23 protein-coding genes and 1 pseudogene are annotated in these 13,184 nt (G+C 40.7%); 1 reads left to right on the top strand and 23 read right to left on the bottom strand.

Annotation, left to right across the window (positions count from 1 at the left end; translation table 11 throughout):
• Positions 1-116 precede the first annotated feature (116 nt).
• The 4 genes from F9817_RS08335 to F9817_RS08320 form a co-directional block, all read right to left on the bottom strand.
• Positions 117-596 (bottom strand): GNAT family N-acetyltransferase, encoded by a 480-nt coding sequence (locus F9817_RS08335; protein ID WP_161154506.1) that lies wholly within the window; start codon positions 594-596, stop codon positions 117-119.
• 21 nt (positions 597-617) lie between these two features.
• The gene (locus tag F9817_RS08330; protein ID WP_161154505.1) at positions 618-1,214 is read right to left on the bottom strand and encodes a DJ-1/PfpI family protein; all 597 of its coding nucleotides are present in this window, start codon (positions 1,212-1,214) and stop codon (positions 618-620) included.
• Between the two features lie 76 nt (positions 1,215-1,290).
• Positions 1,291-1,734, bottom strand: a complete 444-nt coding sequence (locus tag F9817_RS08325) for a GNAT family N-acetyltransferase (protein ID WP_161154504.1) — start codon at positions 1,732-1,734, stop codon at positions 1,291-1,293.
• Positions 1,731-2,042: a cupin domain-containing protein gene (locus F9817_RS08320; protein WP_161154503.1), complete on the bottom strand. Its 312-nt coding sequence runs from the start codon at positions 2,040-2,042 to the stop codon at positions 1,731-1,733. The genes F9817_RS08325 and F9817_RS08320 overlap by 4 nt, the downstream gene beginning before the upstream one ends.
• A gap of 116 nt (positions 2,043-2,158) precedes the next feature.
• Here F9817_RS08320 and F9817_RS08315 point away from each other — a divergent pair, with 116 nt between their 5' ends.
• The gene (locus tag F9817_RS08315) at positions 2,159-2,419 is read left to right on the top strand and encodes a DUF6429 family protein (protein ID WP_161154502.1); all 261 of its coding nucleotides are present in this window, start codon (positions 2,159-2,161) and stop codon (positions 2,417-2,419) included.
• 22 nt (positions 2,420-2,441) lie between these two features.
• On the opposite strand, the gene F9817_RS08310 is transcribed toward F9817_RS08315, so the two are convergent.
• The 19 genes and pseudogenes from F9817_RS08310 to F9817_RS08215 form a co-directional block, all read right to left on the bottom strand.
• Positions 2,442-2,969, bottom strand: coding sequence for a phosphotransferase-like protein (locus tag F9817_RS08310; RefSeq protein ID WP_345789719.1), 528 nt, complete (start codon positions 2,967-2,969; stop codon positions 2,442-2,444).
• 63 nt (positions 2,970-3,032) lie between these two features.
• Complete coding sequence (locus tag F9817_RS08305; RefSeq protein ID WP_161154500.1) at positions 3,033-3,821, bottom strand: nucleotidyltransferase domain-containing protein; 789 nt, start codon at positions 3,819-3,821, stop codon at positions 3,033-3,035.
• A 255-nt stretch (positions 3,822-4,076) separates the two neighbouring features.
• Positions 4,077-4,606 (bottom strand): annotated as a pseudogene (locus tag F9817_RS08300) (GNAT family N-acetyltransferase).
• 56 nt (positions 4,607-4,662) lie between these two features.
• Positions 4,663-5,079, bottom strand: a complete 417-nt coding sequence (locus F9817_RS08295) for a GNAT family N-acetyltransferase (RefSeq protein WP_161154499.1) — start codon at positions 5,077-5,079, stop codon at positions 4,663-4,665.
• Positions 5,080-5,147: 68 nt separating this feature from the next.
• A complete protein-coding gene (locus F9817_RS08290; protein WP_161154498.1) occupies positions 5,148-6,023 on the bottom strand; it encodes a PhzF family phenazine biosynthesis isomerase in 876 nt (291 codons plus the stop codon).
• A 42-nt stretch (positions 6,024-6,065) separates the two neighbouring features.
• Positions 6,066-6,566 carry a GNAT family N-acetyltransferase gene (locus tag F9817_RS08285; RefSeq protein WP_161154497.1) on the bottom strand — a complete coding sequence of 167 codons (501 nt, stop codon included), beginning with the start codon at positions 6,564-6,566 and terminating at the stop codon, positions 6,066-6,068.
• A 65-nt stretch (positions 6,567-6,631) separates the two neighbouring features.
• A complete protein-coding gene (locus tag F9817_RS08280; protein WP_161154496.1) occupies positions 6,632-7,114 on the bottom strand; it encodes a GNAT family N-acetyltransferase in 483 nt (160 codons plus the stop codon).
• Positions 7,115-7,136: 22 nt separating this feature from the next.
• A complete protein-coding gene (locus F9817_RS08275; RefSeq protein ID WP_161154495.1) occupies positions 7,137-7,283 on the bottom strand; it encodes an ACT domain-containing protein in 147 nt (48 codons plus the stop codon).
• Positions 7,280-7,519, bottom strand: a complete 240-nt coding sequence (locus F9817_RS08270) for an ACT domain-containing protein (RefSeq protein WP_161154494.1) — start codon at positions 7,517-7,519, stop codon at positions 7,280-7,282. Before F9817_RS08270 ends, F9817_RS08275 begins: the two co-directional genes overlap by 4 nt.
• 71 nt (positions 7,520-7,590) lie before the next feature.
• Complete coding sequence (locus F9817_RS08265; RefSeq protein ID WP_161154493.1) at positions 7,591-8,109, bottom strand: GNAT family N-acetyltransferase; 519 nt, start codon at positions 8,107-8,109, stop codon at positions 7,591-7,593.
• The gene (locus tag F9817_RS08260) at positions 8,094-8,369 is read right to left on the bottom strand and encodes a class I SAM-dependent methyltransferase (RefSeq protein WP_161154492.1); all 276 of its coding nucleotides are present in this window, start codon (positions 8,367-8,369) and stop codon (positions 8,094-8,096) included. The genes F9817_RS08265 and F9817_RS08260 overlap by 16 nt, the downstream gene beginning before the upstream one ends.
• A gap of 98 nt (positions 8,370-8,467) precedes the next feature.
• A complete protein-coding gene (locus tag F9817_RS08255; protein ID WP_161154491.1) occupies positions 8,468-8,887 on the bottom strand; it encodes a hypothetical protein in 420 nt (139 codons plus the stop codon).
• Between the two features lie 41 nt (positions 8,888-8,928).
• Complete coding sequence (locus tag F9817_RS08250; protein ID WP_161154490.1) at positions 8,929-9,081, bottom strand: NUDIX hydrolase; 153 nt, start codon at positions 9,079-9,081, stop codon at positions 8,929-8,931.
• Positions 9,082-9,235: 154 nt separating this feature from the next.
• Positions 9,236-9,859: a LysE family translocator gene (locus tag F9817_RS08245; RefSeq protein WP_161154489.1), complete on the bottom strand. Its 624-nt coding sequence runs from the start codon at positions 9,857-9,859 to the stop codon at positions 9,236-9,238.
• Positions 9,860-9,913: 54 nt separating this feature from the next.
• The gene (locus tag F9817_RS08240; RefSeq protein WP_161154488.1) at positions 9,914-10,285 is read right to left on the bottom strand and encodes an MmcQ/YjbR family DNA-binding protein; all 372 of its coding nucleotides are present in this window, start codon (positions 10,283-10,285) and stop codon (positions 9,914-9,916) included.
• A gap of 93 nt (positions 10,286-10,378) precedes the next feature.
• Complete coding sequence (locus F9817_RS08235; RefSeq protein WP_161154487.1) at positions 10,379-10,552, bottom strand: hypothetical protein; 174 nt, start codon at positions 10,550-10,552, stop codon at positions 10,379-10,381.
• 230 nt (positions 10,553-10,782) lie between these two features.
• Positions 10,783-11,133: a hypothetical protein gene (locus F9817_RS08225; protein ID WP_161154485.1), complete on the bottom strand. Its 351-nt coding sequence runs from the start codon at positions 11,131-11,133 to the stop codon at positions 10,783-10,785.
• Between the two features lie 230 nt (positions 11,134-11,363).
• Positions 11,364-11,684: a hypothetical protein gene (locus F9817_RS08220; RefSeq protein ID WP_237476210.1), complete on the bottom strand. Its 321-nt coding sequence runs from the start codon at positions 11,682-11,684 to the stop codon at positions 11,364-11,366.
• 187 nt (positions 11,685-11,871) lie between these two features.
• Positions 11,872-12,996 (bottom strand): ISAs1 family transposase, encoded by a 1,125-nt coding sequence (locus tag F9817_RS08215; protein WP_161154484.1) that lies wholly within the window; start codon positions 12,994-12,996, stop codon positions 11,872-11,874.
• Positions 12,997-13,184: the final 188 nt, after the last annotated feature.

Raw genomic sequence — 13,184 nt, 5'->3', positions numbered from 1 at the left:
CTTTGTACGTTCAAATAACACAATCTAACATGGCAATAAAAAACTCACCGTGACATTCACCCGACAGCGCAGCGACATCATATATATTTCAGCCAGTTAGATAACAAAATCAAGCATCATACTAACTGAAGTCGATAGAAATCCGTCTCTTGATGTTTTGGATTAGGCTGGTAAAAACGCCATCCGTGACGATGATAAAACCGCAGAGCAGTAGGATTAGTGCGACTGACTGATAATTGTACTTGAGTGCATCCTGCATCGCGCAGCGTTTCCTCAATCAATGCATGTAACTGACTGGCTAACCCTTGCCCCCGATACTCAGGCAATAAATAGAACAATTGAACGTAGCCTATCTCTGGTTCATCGTAAAACGTGCGAAACTCTAACTGCCCAATGAGGGTGTGACCCCACCAAACATGCAAATAGTACCAACGAGGATCCAATAAACGTTGCTCAATACGTTCGCGATAACCCGCTAGGGATGCTTCACAGCCTTCATCAGTATGAAAACTGCAAAAATAGGAATCGCGCCGAGCAGCCAAACAAAACGGAAAATCTCGCTCTAAATTGATAGCAGCAAATTTAAGTGTCGTCATAACTCTTCTATACCTATCACATTAAAGGTATGGGGTAATTGCCGACATACATCGCTCAACGGTTTGGGGCTTTTCTCCGACAGGAGCAACGTAATCGATAATCGCTTGGGCCTGTTCGATGCTAAATAATTTGGCAATAACCCAAGCAGATAAGTAAAGTGACGACAAACACCCACCAGCAGTCGCCATATTACCAGCAGCATAGAAAGCTTGATCTAACACCGTGACACCCGATTCTATTACCCACGGTTTAGTCGTTACATCAGTACAAACAGGGATATCCGCCAACAAACCAAGCTTAGCAAGCAGCAACGCCCCTGAACATTGGGCACCAATAAGTTGCTTTTCTGTATTAAGAGATAGGCGATTCATAATGTTGCGATCGTTTACAATCTCCCGAGTTTTAGTTCCACTTCCTACTAAAACCACATCGGCTGTGTTCGCGAACTCAAGTGGTTGCTGAGCTGTAACTACAATACCGTTCATTGATGTCACCGATTCACTCGGACAGGTAATTTGTATATTCCAGCCAAACGGGCTCATTCGCCCCAATACGCTCGCTGCAATCAACGAGTCCAATTCATTGAATCCATCAAATGTCAGAATCGCGATATCCATATCAGTCCCTTTAAATCTTTATTTTTCGAATGCAACAATCAATGAAATAAACCGGCGCGTATCCCATTTGAACAACTCATTCTGCATCGATCGTAGCGTACGGACGCACCATTTCGATCAACTGATGATCTCCGACTATTTCTACAGGAGCGACATAGCGAAAGCCAAATTGTTGATAATAATGTTGTAGATATTCATGCGCGTGAACTTCTGTGTGAGTAACACCTAATTTATCCGCATGAGTCAGCATGGCTTGCACCACTTTGGCAGCAATACCTAAGCCACGATACGCTTTCACTACCGCCACCCGCGCCAATACAGCCTGTTGATGCTCATCAATCACTAACCTTGCTGTAGCAATCGCTTCACCATGGTCTGTCACTAATGCATGCAGCGCATCGCTATCGAAACCATCATCATCTAATGCTTGCGGGATCCCCTGCTCAATAACAAATACCGAATGCCTAATCTGCTGTGCTTGATCGATGAGATAAGCATCATTGCCGATTTGTATGTTCATACACTGCCTTCTTTCTCTATAACCAAGATACGCGCTTCTCCCTGAGGGTAAGCAACATGTTCTGTGCCTACTGACGCGTAGAAAATATCTCCGACGTGCAATAAGGTTGAGTGCTCTTGTCCGTCTTGCTTAAACAACATCTTCACTACCCCATCTAATACAACGAACACTTCTTCACCATCATTGATGTGCCATTTGTAAGGTTGGTCTGTCCAATGTAACCGAGTCGTTATTCCATTCATGGATGCAATGTCTTTCGCTCCCCATGCTCGGTTGGCAGTAAACTCTTTGCTGCGCGTAATCTCCAAACCTAACTCCCTTTAGAGAGTGCGTTTTAACGCACTTATTGTGTTCGCATTTAATGTAACTAGGCGTATATTGAAATCCTATTGGTTAACGTATCATCAATTAGGAAATAAATTAAATGGATTATGATATTGATAAAGCTGCGGAATTTGCCTTGGCATTGATGTACCTTACCTTTCACGACCAATCAGAGTTTGATACATCATGCCGGGCCTGGAAAGGCATCGATTTTGAAGTGATGGATTATCTTTACCAACAAGGATTGATTGATGATCCGGTGAACAAAAATAAATCCGTTGTAGTAACGCCAGAAGGCGTCAGCAAAGCTGAAGCGCTGTTTGAAACACTCTTAATGAATAGCACTCAAAAGAATCAATAGCATCATATTGAGTGGGTAAACATCAGGTGCGAGAGCTAAAAATAACATCTCGGATCAGTTGAGCACACTCATTTGCTGTGTGCTTACTAGTAGAAACAGTAATATCGTAGGTGACGCCTTGATGAACACGACGAGCTTGCTCTATTGCAGAGCCATTAATTCCCTCAGGTCGTGACCGTTCTCTCTGAGCCAAAGTATGCTCATCACACATGACACCGACAAATATGTGCTTTACCTCGACTAATGCAGATAACCACGCCTGCTGTTCTTGTTCACCATTCATGACATCGTCCACAATCACTTTTAGGCCCGAGTTAGCTAAGTGTTTCACGGTAGAATGATAAGCACGATTAACCTGTTTCCCATAAGTACCGCTGCAGATTCGTTTAACTGTTCCCGCTGCGTGTTGCTGAGTTTGCCAATAAAACCCATCACTCGGCTCATCAGCACGGCTAAGCGCATTACTTTTCTCCGGCATCATCGCGATAAACGTATCAATGCCCATATGCAAATAGTAATCCGGCAATATGGCTTGTAGCGCTTTTGCTATCGAACTTTACCAGAGCTACTCGCGCCGTTTAAAATAACCACATCCATAGTATTGATTATGTCCTTACTGATTCACAGATAACTGCCGTTGATAACACTCAATCAAGTGTGGGGCAAATGCCTGAAAAAGCTCAATACAAGTACCTGATGTACTGACTCCCTGGGTAGCGAGTTGCAGCGCCCACTCTAGCTCATGACGATAAGCTGGATAATACGGATAAGCCGCATGCACACAATCATGAATATCGGTGTACCAACTTTGATCTTGTGGCGCTATGAGGTAATAAGCAGAGCGAATGAGTTTTTTCGCCACCACTTTGTTTGCAATATCTGGAGCCACCAATCCTTTAGCTGGCAACCTATCCATGAAGCCATCTAAATCTTCATTAAGCGCGTGCGCAATATGGACACTCGGTTTATGTTTAGCAAAGCCTACCGAGAGATCGTCCCCCCAGACACAGCAGCAACAATGTTTGAGCCAAAAGTGCCAACGATAGGTCTCTTGAGCGTCTAGGACTTCTTCCACATGCCCGGGATCAAAATCGATCTTCGTCACTGTTGAGAAACGTCCACTTAACTGGATCGCAAGCGTCATTAATTGCTCGGCATCTTGGGCTGTTAATGGTGAGTGAAACACCAGCGACATATCCAAATCTGATTGACCAACAATCGCATTGCCACGACCGATACTGCCGTATAAGTAGATACTGTGAATTTTATTAGGAAACTCAACTTGCAGAGCGGCTATCGCTCCCGCAACCACTGGCTTAAATTCTTCTTGAATATGGTCTGCCGAATACGGATTGGTAATATAACCAAGTGGGTCCAATCCCTGATTGATCATATCTGTCACTGTTCACTCCTAGTATTAGTGATAAATGCACACGATATCGCCGCTGCGAATAACTATCGAATCTTGTCTCGTTTTAGAGGCGATTTAATTTACCAGTTCCACTCGTTCCAACCACATTGACTCTTTTCATCGGCCACCTATCTTCTTTTATTCCTTTAAACACGGGCACCGGAACATATACTGAAAAGGGAATGAACTCAATATTTCTGCTGTTGATTCATTAAGATAATAAATTTTTGTAAGCGTAGAAGAGAGTTATGAACTCGTTTTGGCATAAATCAATGTATCATCTACGACGCCACTCGGTAGTACCCTCGCATTCATTAAGCGAGCCTCGAAAAGGTAACCACAACGCTCTGCAACGGCAGTACTTTTGCGATTGGTCGCCGCCATTTTTATCTCAACACGTTTTGCACCGTGGGTTTCAAACGCAAACGATTCGACTAACGCAATCGCATCACTGATAATACCTTTCCCCTCACAATCAGGATCTACCAATAGCCTATTTCAAAATACGGTACATTTTTATCACGAATAATAAATCCTATCGCTCCGAGATACTTACCAGTGCTTTTTGCCAAAATGTTAAACCAGAACTCTCCAGAAAATTGGTCGTAATCCTGTCTCGCTTGCTCGGTATTATTAAGTAAATCTTGCTTGGCAAATGAGGGCGTTACCCAAGGCAAAAAACGTTGTAATGATTGACGGTTACGATCGATGACTTCGTACATAGCATCGAGTTCATGGATTGAGGGAGGTGTTAACTGGATTCTATCGTTTTCCATCAAGTGGTTCCGTTAATAAAGGCAGCAATACACTTATGCAAAGCGCAATAAAATGGTTATAGCACTTTGTAATAGAAGATTTTATCTATTCCTGGCACTAAATAATCAGGATACCGACCAATCTCTTGATAACCATGCTTTTCATAAAAAGTAGGTGCCTGAAACGTGTAGGTATCGACTGCTATGTTTGAGATGTTTCGTTGCTCACAAAGCTGTTCTACCTGCGCCATAAGTTGACTACCAACCCCTTGTTTTCTCAGTGCGTCATCAAGCCACAGAAAACGAATTTGCACACAACTAATATAGATAAACCCCGTTAATCCACCGACCACCTCTCCAAGATCGTTGCGAACTAGGAGAGCGAATGATTCATCGGTTATCTCTGGAACAAATTTCTGATTATAACCCCCCAGTCCTTGATAAATGGCGTCGATATCCTCTGAACGTGGTTCAAGACTCAAAGCGATTTCCACAGAATGGTTCCTCTTAGTTACTTGTTATTTTTTAAAGGTGCAGAATTCACAATCCCCACACCTTATCGTTAAATCGTCAAATCAATGGTTTTAACGCCAATGACACTAGCCGCTCCACCCACTAATACCTGCTGAGTGATTAATTGATCTTGTTGCTCAATTGTCGCGGTAATGTGCGATGTACAGTTCATCACCCGACCTTGTTCAAAACGAAAGTGATTATGTGTAGAACGGTAGATATGTTTTGTTAAATAACAGGCTAAAGCACCACAGGCGCTACCCGTCGCTGATTCTTCGGGAATGCCATATAAAGGAGCAAAGTTTCGGCAACTGGCGGTAATATCATCATGTTCGAGACTAAGCTCAAAAGCATGAATCCCCACTAGTTGATGTTTTTGGCAAAAATCACTTAAGCCACGCTCATCAATTTGCAGTTGCTCAAGCATGCCTGTCGGCACAGGAACAATCACATCGCTTAACCCCGTCGATACGACCTCTATTGGCAGTTGAGTTGTGGCAAGCTGTATAGCATCAATACCAATAAATGGAGAAATGGTTGCATAATCGAACGTTCCTAAATACTTAGGCAAGGTTTGCTGCATAATAACTTGGCCATTTTCTTCGACATTAACAGCCAGCAAACCCGCTTTGGTTTTTTGTGTATAGCTTCCCGGAGTGATCACCCCTTTCTGATAGAGGGTGGCAAAAGTAGCAAGTGTTGCATGGCCGCAAAAGTCTACTTCTCCCGTTGTGGTAAAGAAAGACACGTGAAAATCAGCTTCTTCTCCATGTGAGACAAATGCGGTTTCGGAGTATCCGACTTCCTGTGCGATTAATAACTTTTGCTTCTCAGATAAGGAGTCGGAATTTAGCACCACTCCCGCAGGGTTACCGCCCTTACTATTAACGGTAAAGGCATTCACTAACACAACCTCAATGTTCATCAACTTAAAATGATCCTTTAAATTCGATTTCGATATGGCTCATTACAAGAATTTTTCTATCAAAATTTCATCAATATATTGATCCGCAATCTTCGCGTGTTTTTTCGCAGTGCCAATCACTTCAAACCCTTGTTTACGATACACCGCCAAAGCACGCTCATTATCACTGCGCACATAAGCAAACAACTTCTCATATCCTTTTTTCTTCGCCACATCAAAAGTGGATTGAAAAAGTTGTTTAGAGATGCCTTGACCTCGGCAGCTTTCATCAACAAAGGTACCAATTACACCAACATGACTAAACGCTTTTGTATAAGAAGCAAATGGCTCAATATTTTGAAAAGCCAACACGTTCGTTTGGTCTTCATTCAAAGCAACAGTAAATACGCCTTGCTTAGGAAAATGAGCAATAAACTCTTTTTCTTGTTTAGCGGAGAACGGTGTATCTAATACTGTATACAATCCCTCTTCAATGATGGGATTTAAGACATCGACAATACCTTGAGCATAGTCGAGAATAACTTGTCTTACGACCAAAGCCATACACCTACACTCCTAACGCTATTTATAACTTATTAAAAATAATGAATTTATCTATGATGATTACGTCACGATACCAACAGAACACCGTGACCGAATTGCATGACAATTTCATTTTCTCGGCGCGAAGTCTCTTGAAAGCCAGCTTGAATATATGAATTTAGGGCTTGCTTGTTATGTTCATAAACCGTTAATACTAAGCCTGAACGTTGATATTGTAACAACAAGGATTTCGCCTTAGAGAGTAAAGCTTGGCCGATACCTTGCCCTTTATATGCACTTTTTACATACATTTGCACGATTGAAAACTGATCATTTTCTATCGTTATTAGTCCGCATAATCCCACAAGCATAGAGTGATGGAATGCTCCTATCATCAGGTTTTCCGAACTTTGATTTTTGATCTGATTTTCGAAGAATAACTCTGACTTTTTACGCTCAGTGTCATAATTGGAACCGTAAGCTTCTGGATGCAATTTTAAACTCTCAAGCCGGATGTCACGATAAGAAGGCACATCATCACTTTCCAAAACTCTACAGTTAATAACCATATTTATCACGTTCATTATAAAACTAAGCTAGTAATTGCTTGGCTTTTTCTATGTTATCCACACCAAACACAAAACGATAATTCTCAGCAGGATACCTAAATTTGATCGTTAAACCATTATCGGTCAGTAACTTACAAATACCACCGAATGATCCTGGTTTACCCGTCACTTGCTTTTGGTCTTTGAACAGAATGAAACATCAGATACTGACTCAATGTCTAGCGCTGTTGGTTCTAACGCTTTTATTGCCGCTTGCTCATCATTGACAAGAAAATGCACAACTGACTTGTTGCCTAATGTGGATAAGCTTAAACCTTCAATATTCACTCCAGAATTACCCAGTGCTTCACCGACTTCAATTAATATCGTTGGATCCGAATCCTGAACAATACATAAATCTTTCAAATCAAACCTCCTTGTCGCAGTTTAAATGCGCAAATTTGAATAGCTTAAATCATTGAGCGGCCATTACTTGGTTAAGTGTGTTTTAACCTTTTGACCATAACAAACATTCCTATCTCATACTTGTCAGTTTTATAAGGTATCTCATCAACGATTCCAAATTGATGTCGTTGATAGAATTTCTGGGCTTGTACGTTGTTTTTTAACACATCCAGCCATACGTATTTGCTATTGAGTTCTGATGCCAGTTCCACTACGCGCTCAATTAACGCTGAACCGAGATTATTGCCAACACTATCTTTTTTTACATAGATTTTTTGCAATTCAATGCATGGCATCCCCATACCGTTCAACTCAAAATTAATGTTTAATTTGGCAAAACCTACCAAGATATTATTTCTAAAGGCGAGTAGATAGCGATGACTTGATGGCGAATTGATACACGATTTAATCGCATCAATTGAAAAATCGGCATTTAAAAAGCTATCACTGTCATTCCAAATATCGGCAAAGTGTTCTTTATATGTCATACGACCTAAAACCGATATTGCTGAAACATCGTCTAATGTTGCTTCTCTTATATTGAATTCCATTTTGAAATTATTTGTACCTCATAAGATGAAATATCGACTCCTGTTACTTCATATCCTAGTTTTGTAAAATAACGACTTAAATGTCCTTCTCCGCAACCTAGTTCAAGAAGCTTCCCCTTAGTAGGAATATCTTTGATTGAAAGAACTCTTTCAATCAACTCTGACTCATGAGCAATTCTTTCGTTACCTCCCCATCCAGTTAAACCTGCATTTTTAACTCGAGTATATATTTCATCATGAATTAAATAATTAGACTCCATAACCAACTCTTGATAGCTATCGCCCGCGACCGCGGCTAAAAATGAACGCCAGTGAATTATTAGTCCAAAGCCCAGAATGTGCTGGCTGCTGGCGATTGTTAAGGTATTGCCATAACCTGATATTCATCTTCATACACAATTTCACCAATATTCTCAGATTCATGAAGCTGTATTGGACTAATATATTTCTCAGTGATTAATTTAACTTCTTCAACCGCGTCAATAAATAAATGGGCCGTTGGCTTGAACCAGCATATAGCCTTCTTATTTCGATCTGAATCAAATATGTCTGGAGTCGGCAACGAATCTTGAAATAATTGAAGCTTTTCCAACAAAAGCTCCTTATCGGCTAACTCCATCTCCTCACTTCTAGTCAACTTGAAAGCAGCCCCCATAATCCCTTGAGGTAGATTTGTATTCCCGTTTAGATATGGAACTGTATATCGCCGATACATAAATTCCTTAACGCCCGATTCTCTAGTGTTAAATAGCTCGGTCATTGGCATTTCCTTTTTCATAGCGCTTAAACTCTTTCGCGTCCTACACCTTTATTTGTTAACTAAGTATTGCTATTAAGTTCCTGTTGAATCCAGTTTTCTACTTTCAGTTCTTGGTTGAAAGTAAACTGACACCATATTTCTTTACCGTTTAAAATCTGCTCCAACCAATAACTACTGTCATCCCACATTCTGTCAAATGGTATGTCACTCATACTGTGCCATTCAGGAACGATCTCTTCAGATTCCGCAACTTTTCCTCTGCAAAATATAACTTTTAGTTCAACGCACGACTGCTAGCGCTAATTTGAGGAACAAAAATTCGTTACAGTAGAAGGTCAATTAGAACGTTTTTTTTACTCAATATAATTAATTTCTTTTAACTGTCGCTGTATATAGGCCAGCGCCAACAAGAAACAACCCACCGGTTACATTAAATGCTCTTAGAAACTTAGCTTTTTTAAACAATTGGATTGTTTTAGACGCCAAGAAAGAATAAAAAGTAACGTTAATAAACGCTAGGCATAAAAAAGTTATCGCCAAAATACTAAATTGATAAACTACATTACTTTGAGAAACGACAAATTGAGGCATAAATGCAGAATAAAAAACTATACCTTTAGGATTTAAAGCATTCACCAAGAAAACATCTTTAAATAATTTTTTTGAATCAAAATCTGATGAATCAATTTGTTGAGGCCTTACTGTTGAGCTAGACCTAAACATTTTTACACCTAAGTATATTAAATAGCCTGCACCTAAGTATTTTATCAAAATAAACGCTGTTGAAAACACCGACAAAAATACACTTAAACCTAACAGAGATAATGCAATACATAATGCATCTCCGAGTATTACTCCTATTGATAGCGGCAAACTAGCTCTGCGCCCATGTTTCAGAGATTGCCCCACAACGTAAATAATCGATGGCCCAGGTACAATAAGAATTAAACTGGCTGTTAGTACAAATGCTAACCATATATGTATAGACATGTTCTCCTTTCTCCTTGATAAAACATAACGCTGAGCGACTTGTTGTGAGCGAGGTTAAGACTTGGCTGTTATTAAGCCCAATTCCTTTTGTTTACGTTTACTTAAACTTTGTGAAACTATACGATAGGACTCTGATAAATAATACTTTAGTTCCTCGTTTAGTTTTTCTGAATTCCCTACTTGCTGAATCCATTTCATACCTCGACTGGCAAAGTATGGCGCTGGAATATAGCCCTCAGATTCTCGCAAAAATTCGAAATTGAGATCAGAGGTTTTGAACGTAAATGCGGGGGCTCCATTTTTACTTTTGGTACCAATGGCGAATACTTTACCACCGACCTTCCATACATCAGACCCACCCCACTGAACTACATGGGTCGTGGCTCGTAATGAACTGCAAAATTGATTGAATTCTTTGTGGTCCATGCTTATTTTCCCAAGAGTTCATAAGGTGTAGTTCAATTGTCGAATGCTGGCGCTAATTTAGAGAACCCAAATTCCTGTCAGTACGAAACGAAGTCAATTGCAACGTTTTTGTTTATGATTATTCACACGCGAAAGACTTTGCTCTATATCTTCAATTTTTGCTTTTACTGACTGCTGCGATTTTTCGTAAGTTGCTAACTCATTAATAAATCTTAGTATGGTGGATGCATCATTTATAGTTGCATTCCTAATCTCAATTTTATTCATTTATTCTCCATTTGATGCTAGGGCTGTTAAACGTTTAATCAAGCAAATAATTTCCAATCGTCACTCAGTTGTGCGAAAAAAAACACGGCGGCACCTAGAATACAAAGCCCCTCTAAACGTAGTACTGTTCTAACTTTTTCTTCTACAAATGCCATTGAGCCTCCTTACTCAATTCACATAACGCTGAGCTCAGTTACTTTGTCAATTGACGCGACTTGTTATTCTTGTGCCTAAAGAAATTGCATTACTAACAGTGCTAAAAATGCTGGAAGTCCTGCGATAAACAGTACTAGACCTGTTTGATAGTTTTGCTGATTACGATTTTGTTCATCTTCAACAAAATCAAGGCCCTCTACCATACCATACACTTTGTCTGTTACCGGATCATCATACCGAGAAACCTTACTCTCAACACCACCCTCCCACAGTAATTTTGCTAGCGCCCAAATCACAATCAATACAAAAAACAGAAAATCTGACAATGATGTCGCTTTAAAAAACTGAACGTATCTAGATAATATAAATACAATTAACGCAGCGACCAGATTAACTATAAAAACTATCTTTATAAGGCCTTTCAAATAGGTATCTCCATAGAGCATAACACCCAAATTAATATGCAAACTGCTGCATTACACTTCAACACAGCAGTCACCACATACCAAAAATGCCACACGTGCTGAATCACTCTTAAATTGTGTGTTATGAGCTCGAACCAACTGTTAGCCACCATCTTTTTTGTAAGCGACTATATGGGAAAGAAATAGTAACGAATACCTAATGCCACGCGTTAAAAGTTGGCTTGAGCAATTTATTGGCCTGTTGCTTCCGCAACAAATGCGTTGACTTGTGAGCGTGTAGCAAAACGTATTTTCTTGCCGTGAAAATCGTTGAACAACTGCTGGTGAAATCGCAATGAGCTTTTGGACTCTCGTTCCGAGTACTCAGAAGCCCACTGCAATAACTCGCCAAAATTTTTCTCCGCCTGCTCAACATCAAGTTGCTTCGAACTCTCTGAACCCCGAGCACGAAGGGAACTCTCACACACCGACCACTCTAAATCTAAGAATATCAATGTATCAGCAGAAGGTATAAGCTGCTCAGCTAAGGCACCAAATACCCCTTCAATCACCCAACTCTGTCAGGGCAAAAGCATGAAGGTGCCCATCATTAAAGGGCTGCGAGAACCTTCTCTAAATACGCTTCACTCATTCCGGCCATCTTCCTTTTGCGTTTTACTCCACCTTTGAACGTTTTTTCATTCGATATCAGTGATACACACATGTGGCGGCAGGGCAAAAGCATGAAGGTGCCCATCATTAAAGGGCTGCGAGAACCTTCTCTAAATACGCTTCACTCATTCCGGCCATCTTCCTTTTGCGTTTTACTCCACCTTTGAACGTTTTTTCATTCGATATCAGTGATACACACATGTGGCGGATCCTAGCAAAATTTTCTGATCCATCATCAGCTCGTATCCGACTTTGGTCTTCGTTGAAACCCACATCCAACTTGTAATGCAGCTTATTTTCGACATGCCAGTGACTACGGATAGACTCAGCAAATTGCTCTGCACTCAATGTCCTCGAGCTGATGTAATAACGAATAAATATCTCATCTGCATTCGGTTTTTCTTCAGGCTTACTGCGCATGTACATCGAAATCCCCAATGTCTTCATGCCGCGCCATTCAAAACCTAAGTCTACAAAGTCATCAAACAACTCACTGGTGATATAAAGCCTCTGCTCTTGCCGTCCGTGCTCGATTTTGTTCGTGGTCACGTAACTATCTCCGGACCATGCCAAGATTGCTGGCATCGGAAAGTGCTTAATAAATGCCTCTTCCAGTCGACCTTGATTCCCTTTGACCGCCAGAAGATAGTCCGCTCCCGACTCTATAATTTTATTAGCGATTTTAGTTTGACAACCCATTGCATCTAACGTCACCAAACACCCGCTAATATCAAGTAGCTCCAATAACTCCGGAATGGCGGTGATCTCATTCGATTTCTCTTCTGTTTTTACCTGCCCTAACACAATCGAATTTTTCACCGAGAACGCACTGACCATGTGAATGGCACTGTGTTCTTTTGAGAAAGAGCGCCTCAATGTCTTACCATCGATGGCAATAATGTCACCGCCCGTTAGCTCATGACACGTTTTCATCCAAGCGATGAAAGCTTGTTGCAACTTCGCCGGATTAATCTTACTCATCACCCGCCGAATGGTATCGCGACTCGGTATGCCTTGCTCAAATTCTCCTCTGGCTCTAAACCAAGACTCGTGAATTTGACCAAAATCTTCTATCTCATCCCAACCATCCGCTCCGCCAATCACAGCACAAACAGTGAGGAACAAAATATCTGTCAATTTATGGTCGACTTTCCAGTCTTGACGAAAATCTCTTACGATAGAAAGGTGCTCAAACAATGATTTTTTATCCATGAGTTAAACTTAGTGATTGATCGTGAGACTATCAGATCACAAAGTCATAATAAGGAACTTGTTGATCATCATGATCAATTAACTTATTGTGAGTTAAGGTTTATTTGATGATGGTAAACTGAGCGACTCTTCAAAAATAACCTTTTCTACAGGCCTTTAAAACCAAGGGGTTTCATGCGTTTGCCCTG

The organism is Vibrio eleionomae, from assembly GCF_009874545.1.
GTDB lineage: Bacteria > Pseudomonadota > Gammaproteobacteria > Enterobacterales > Vibrionaceae > Vibrio > Vibrio nitrifigilis.
Note: the sequence above shows the minus strand (reverse complement) of the source record. Positions and strands in the feature narration are given on the sequence as shown.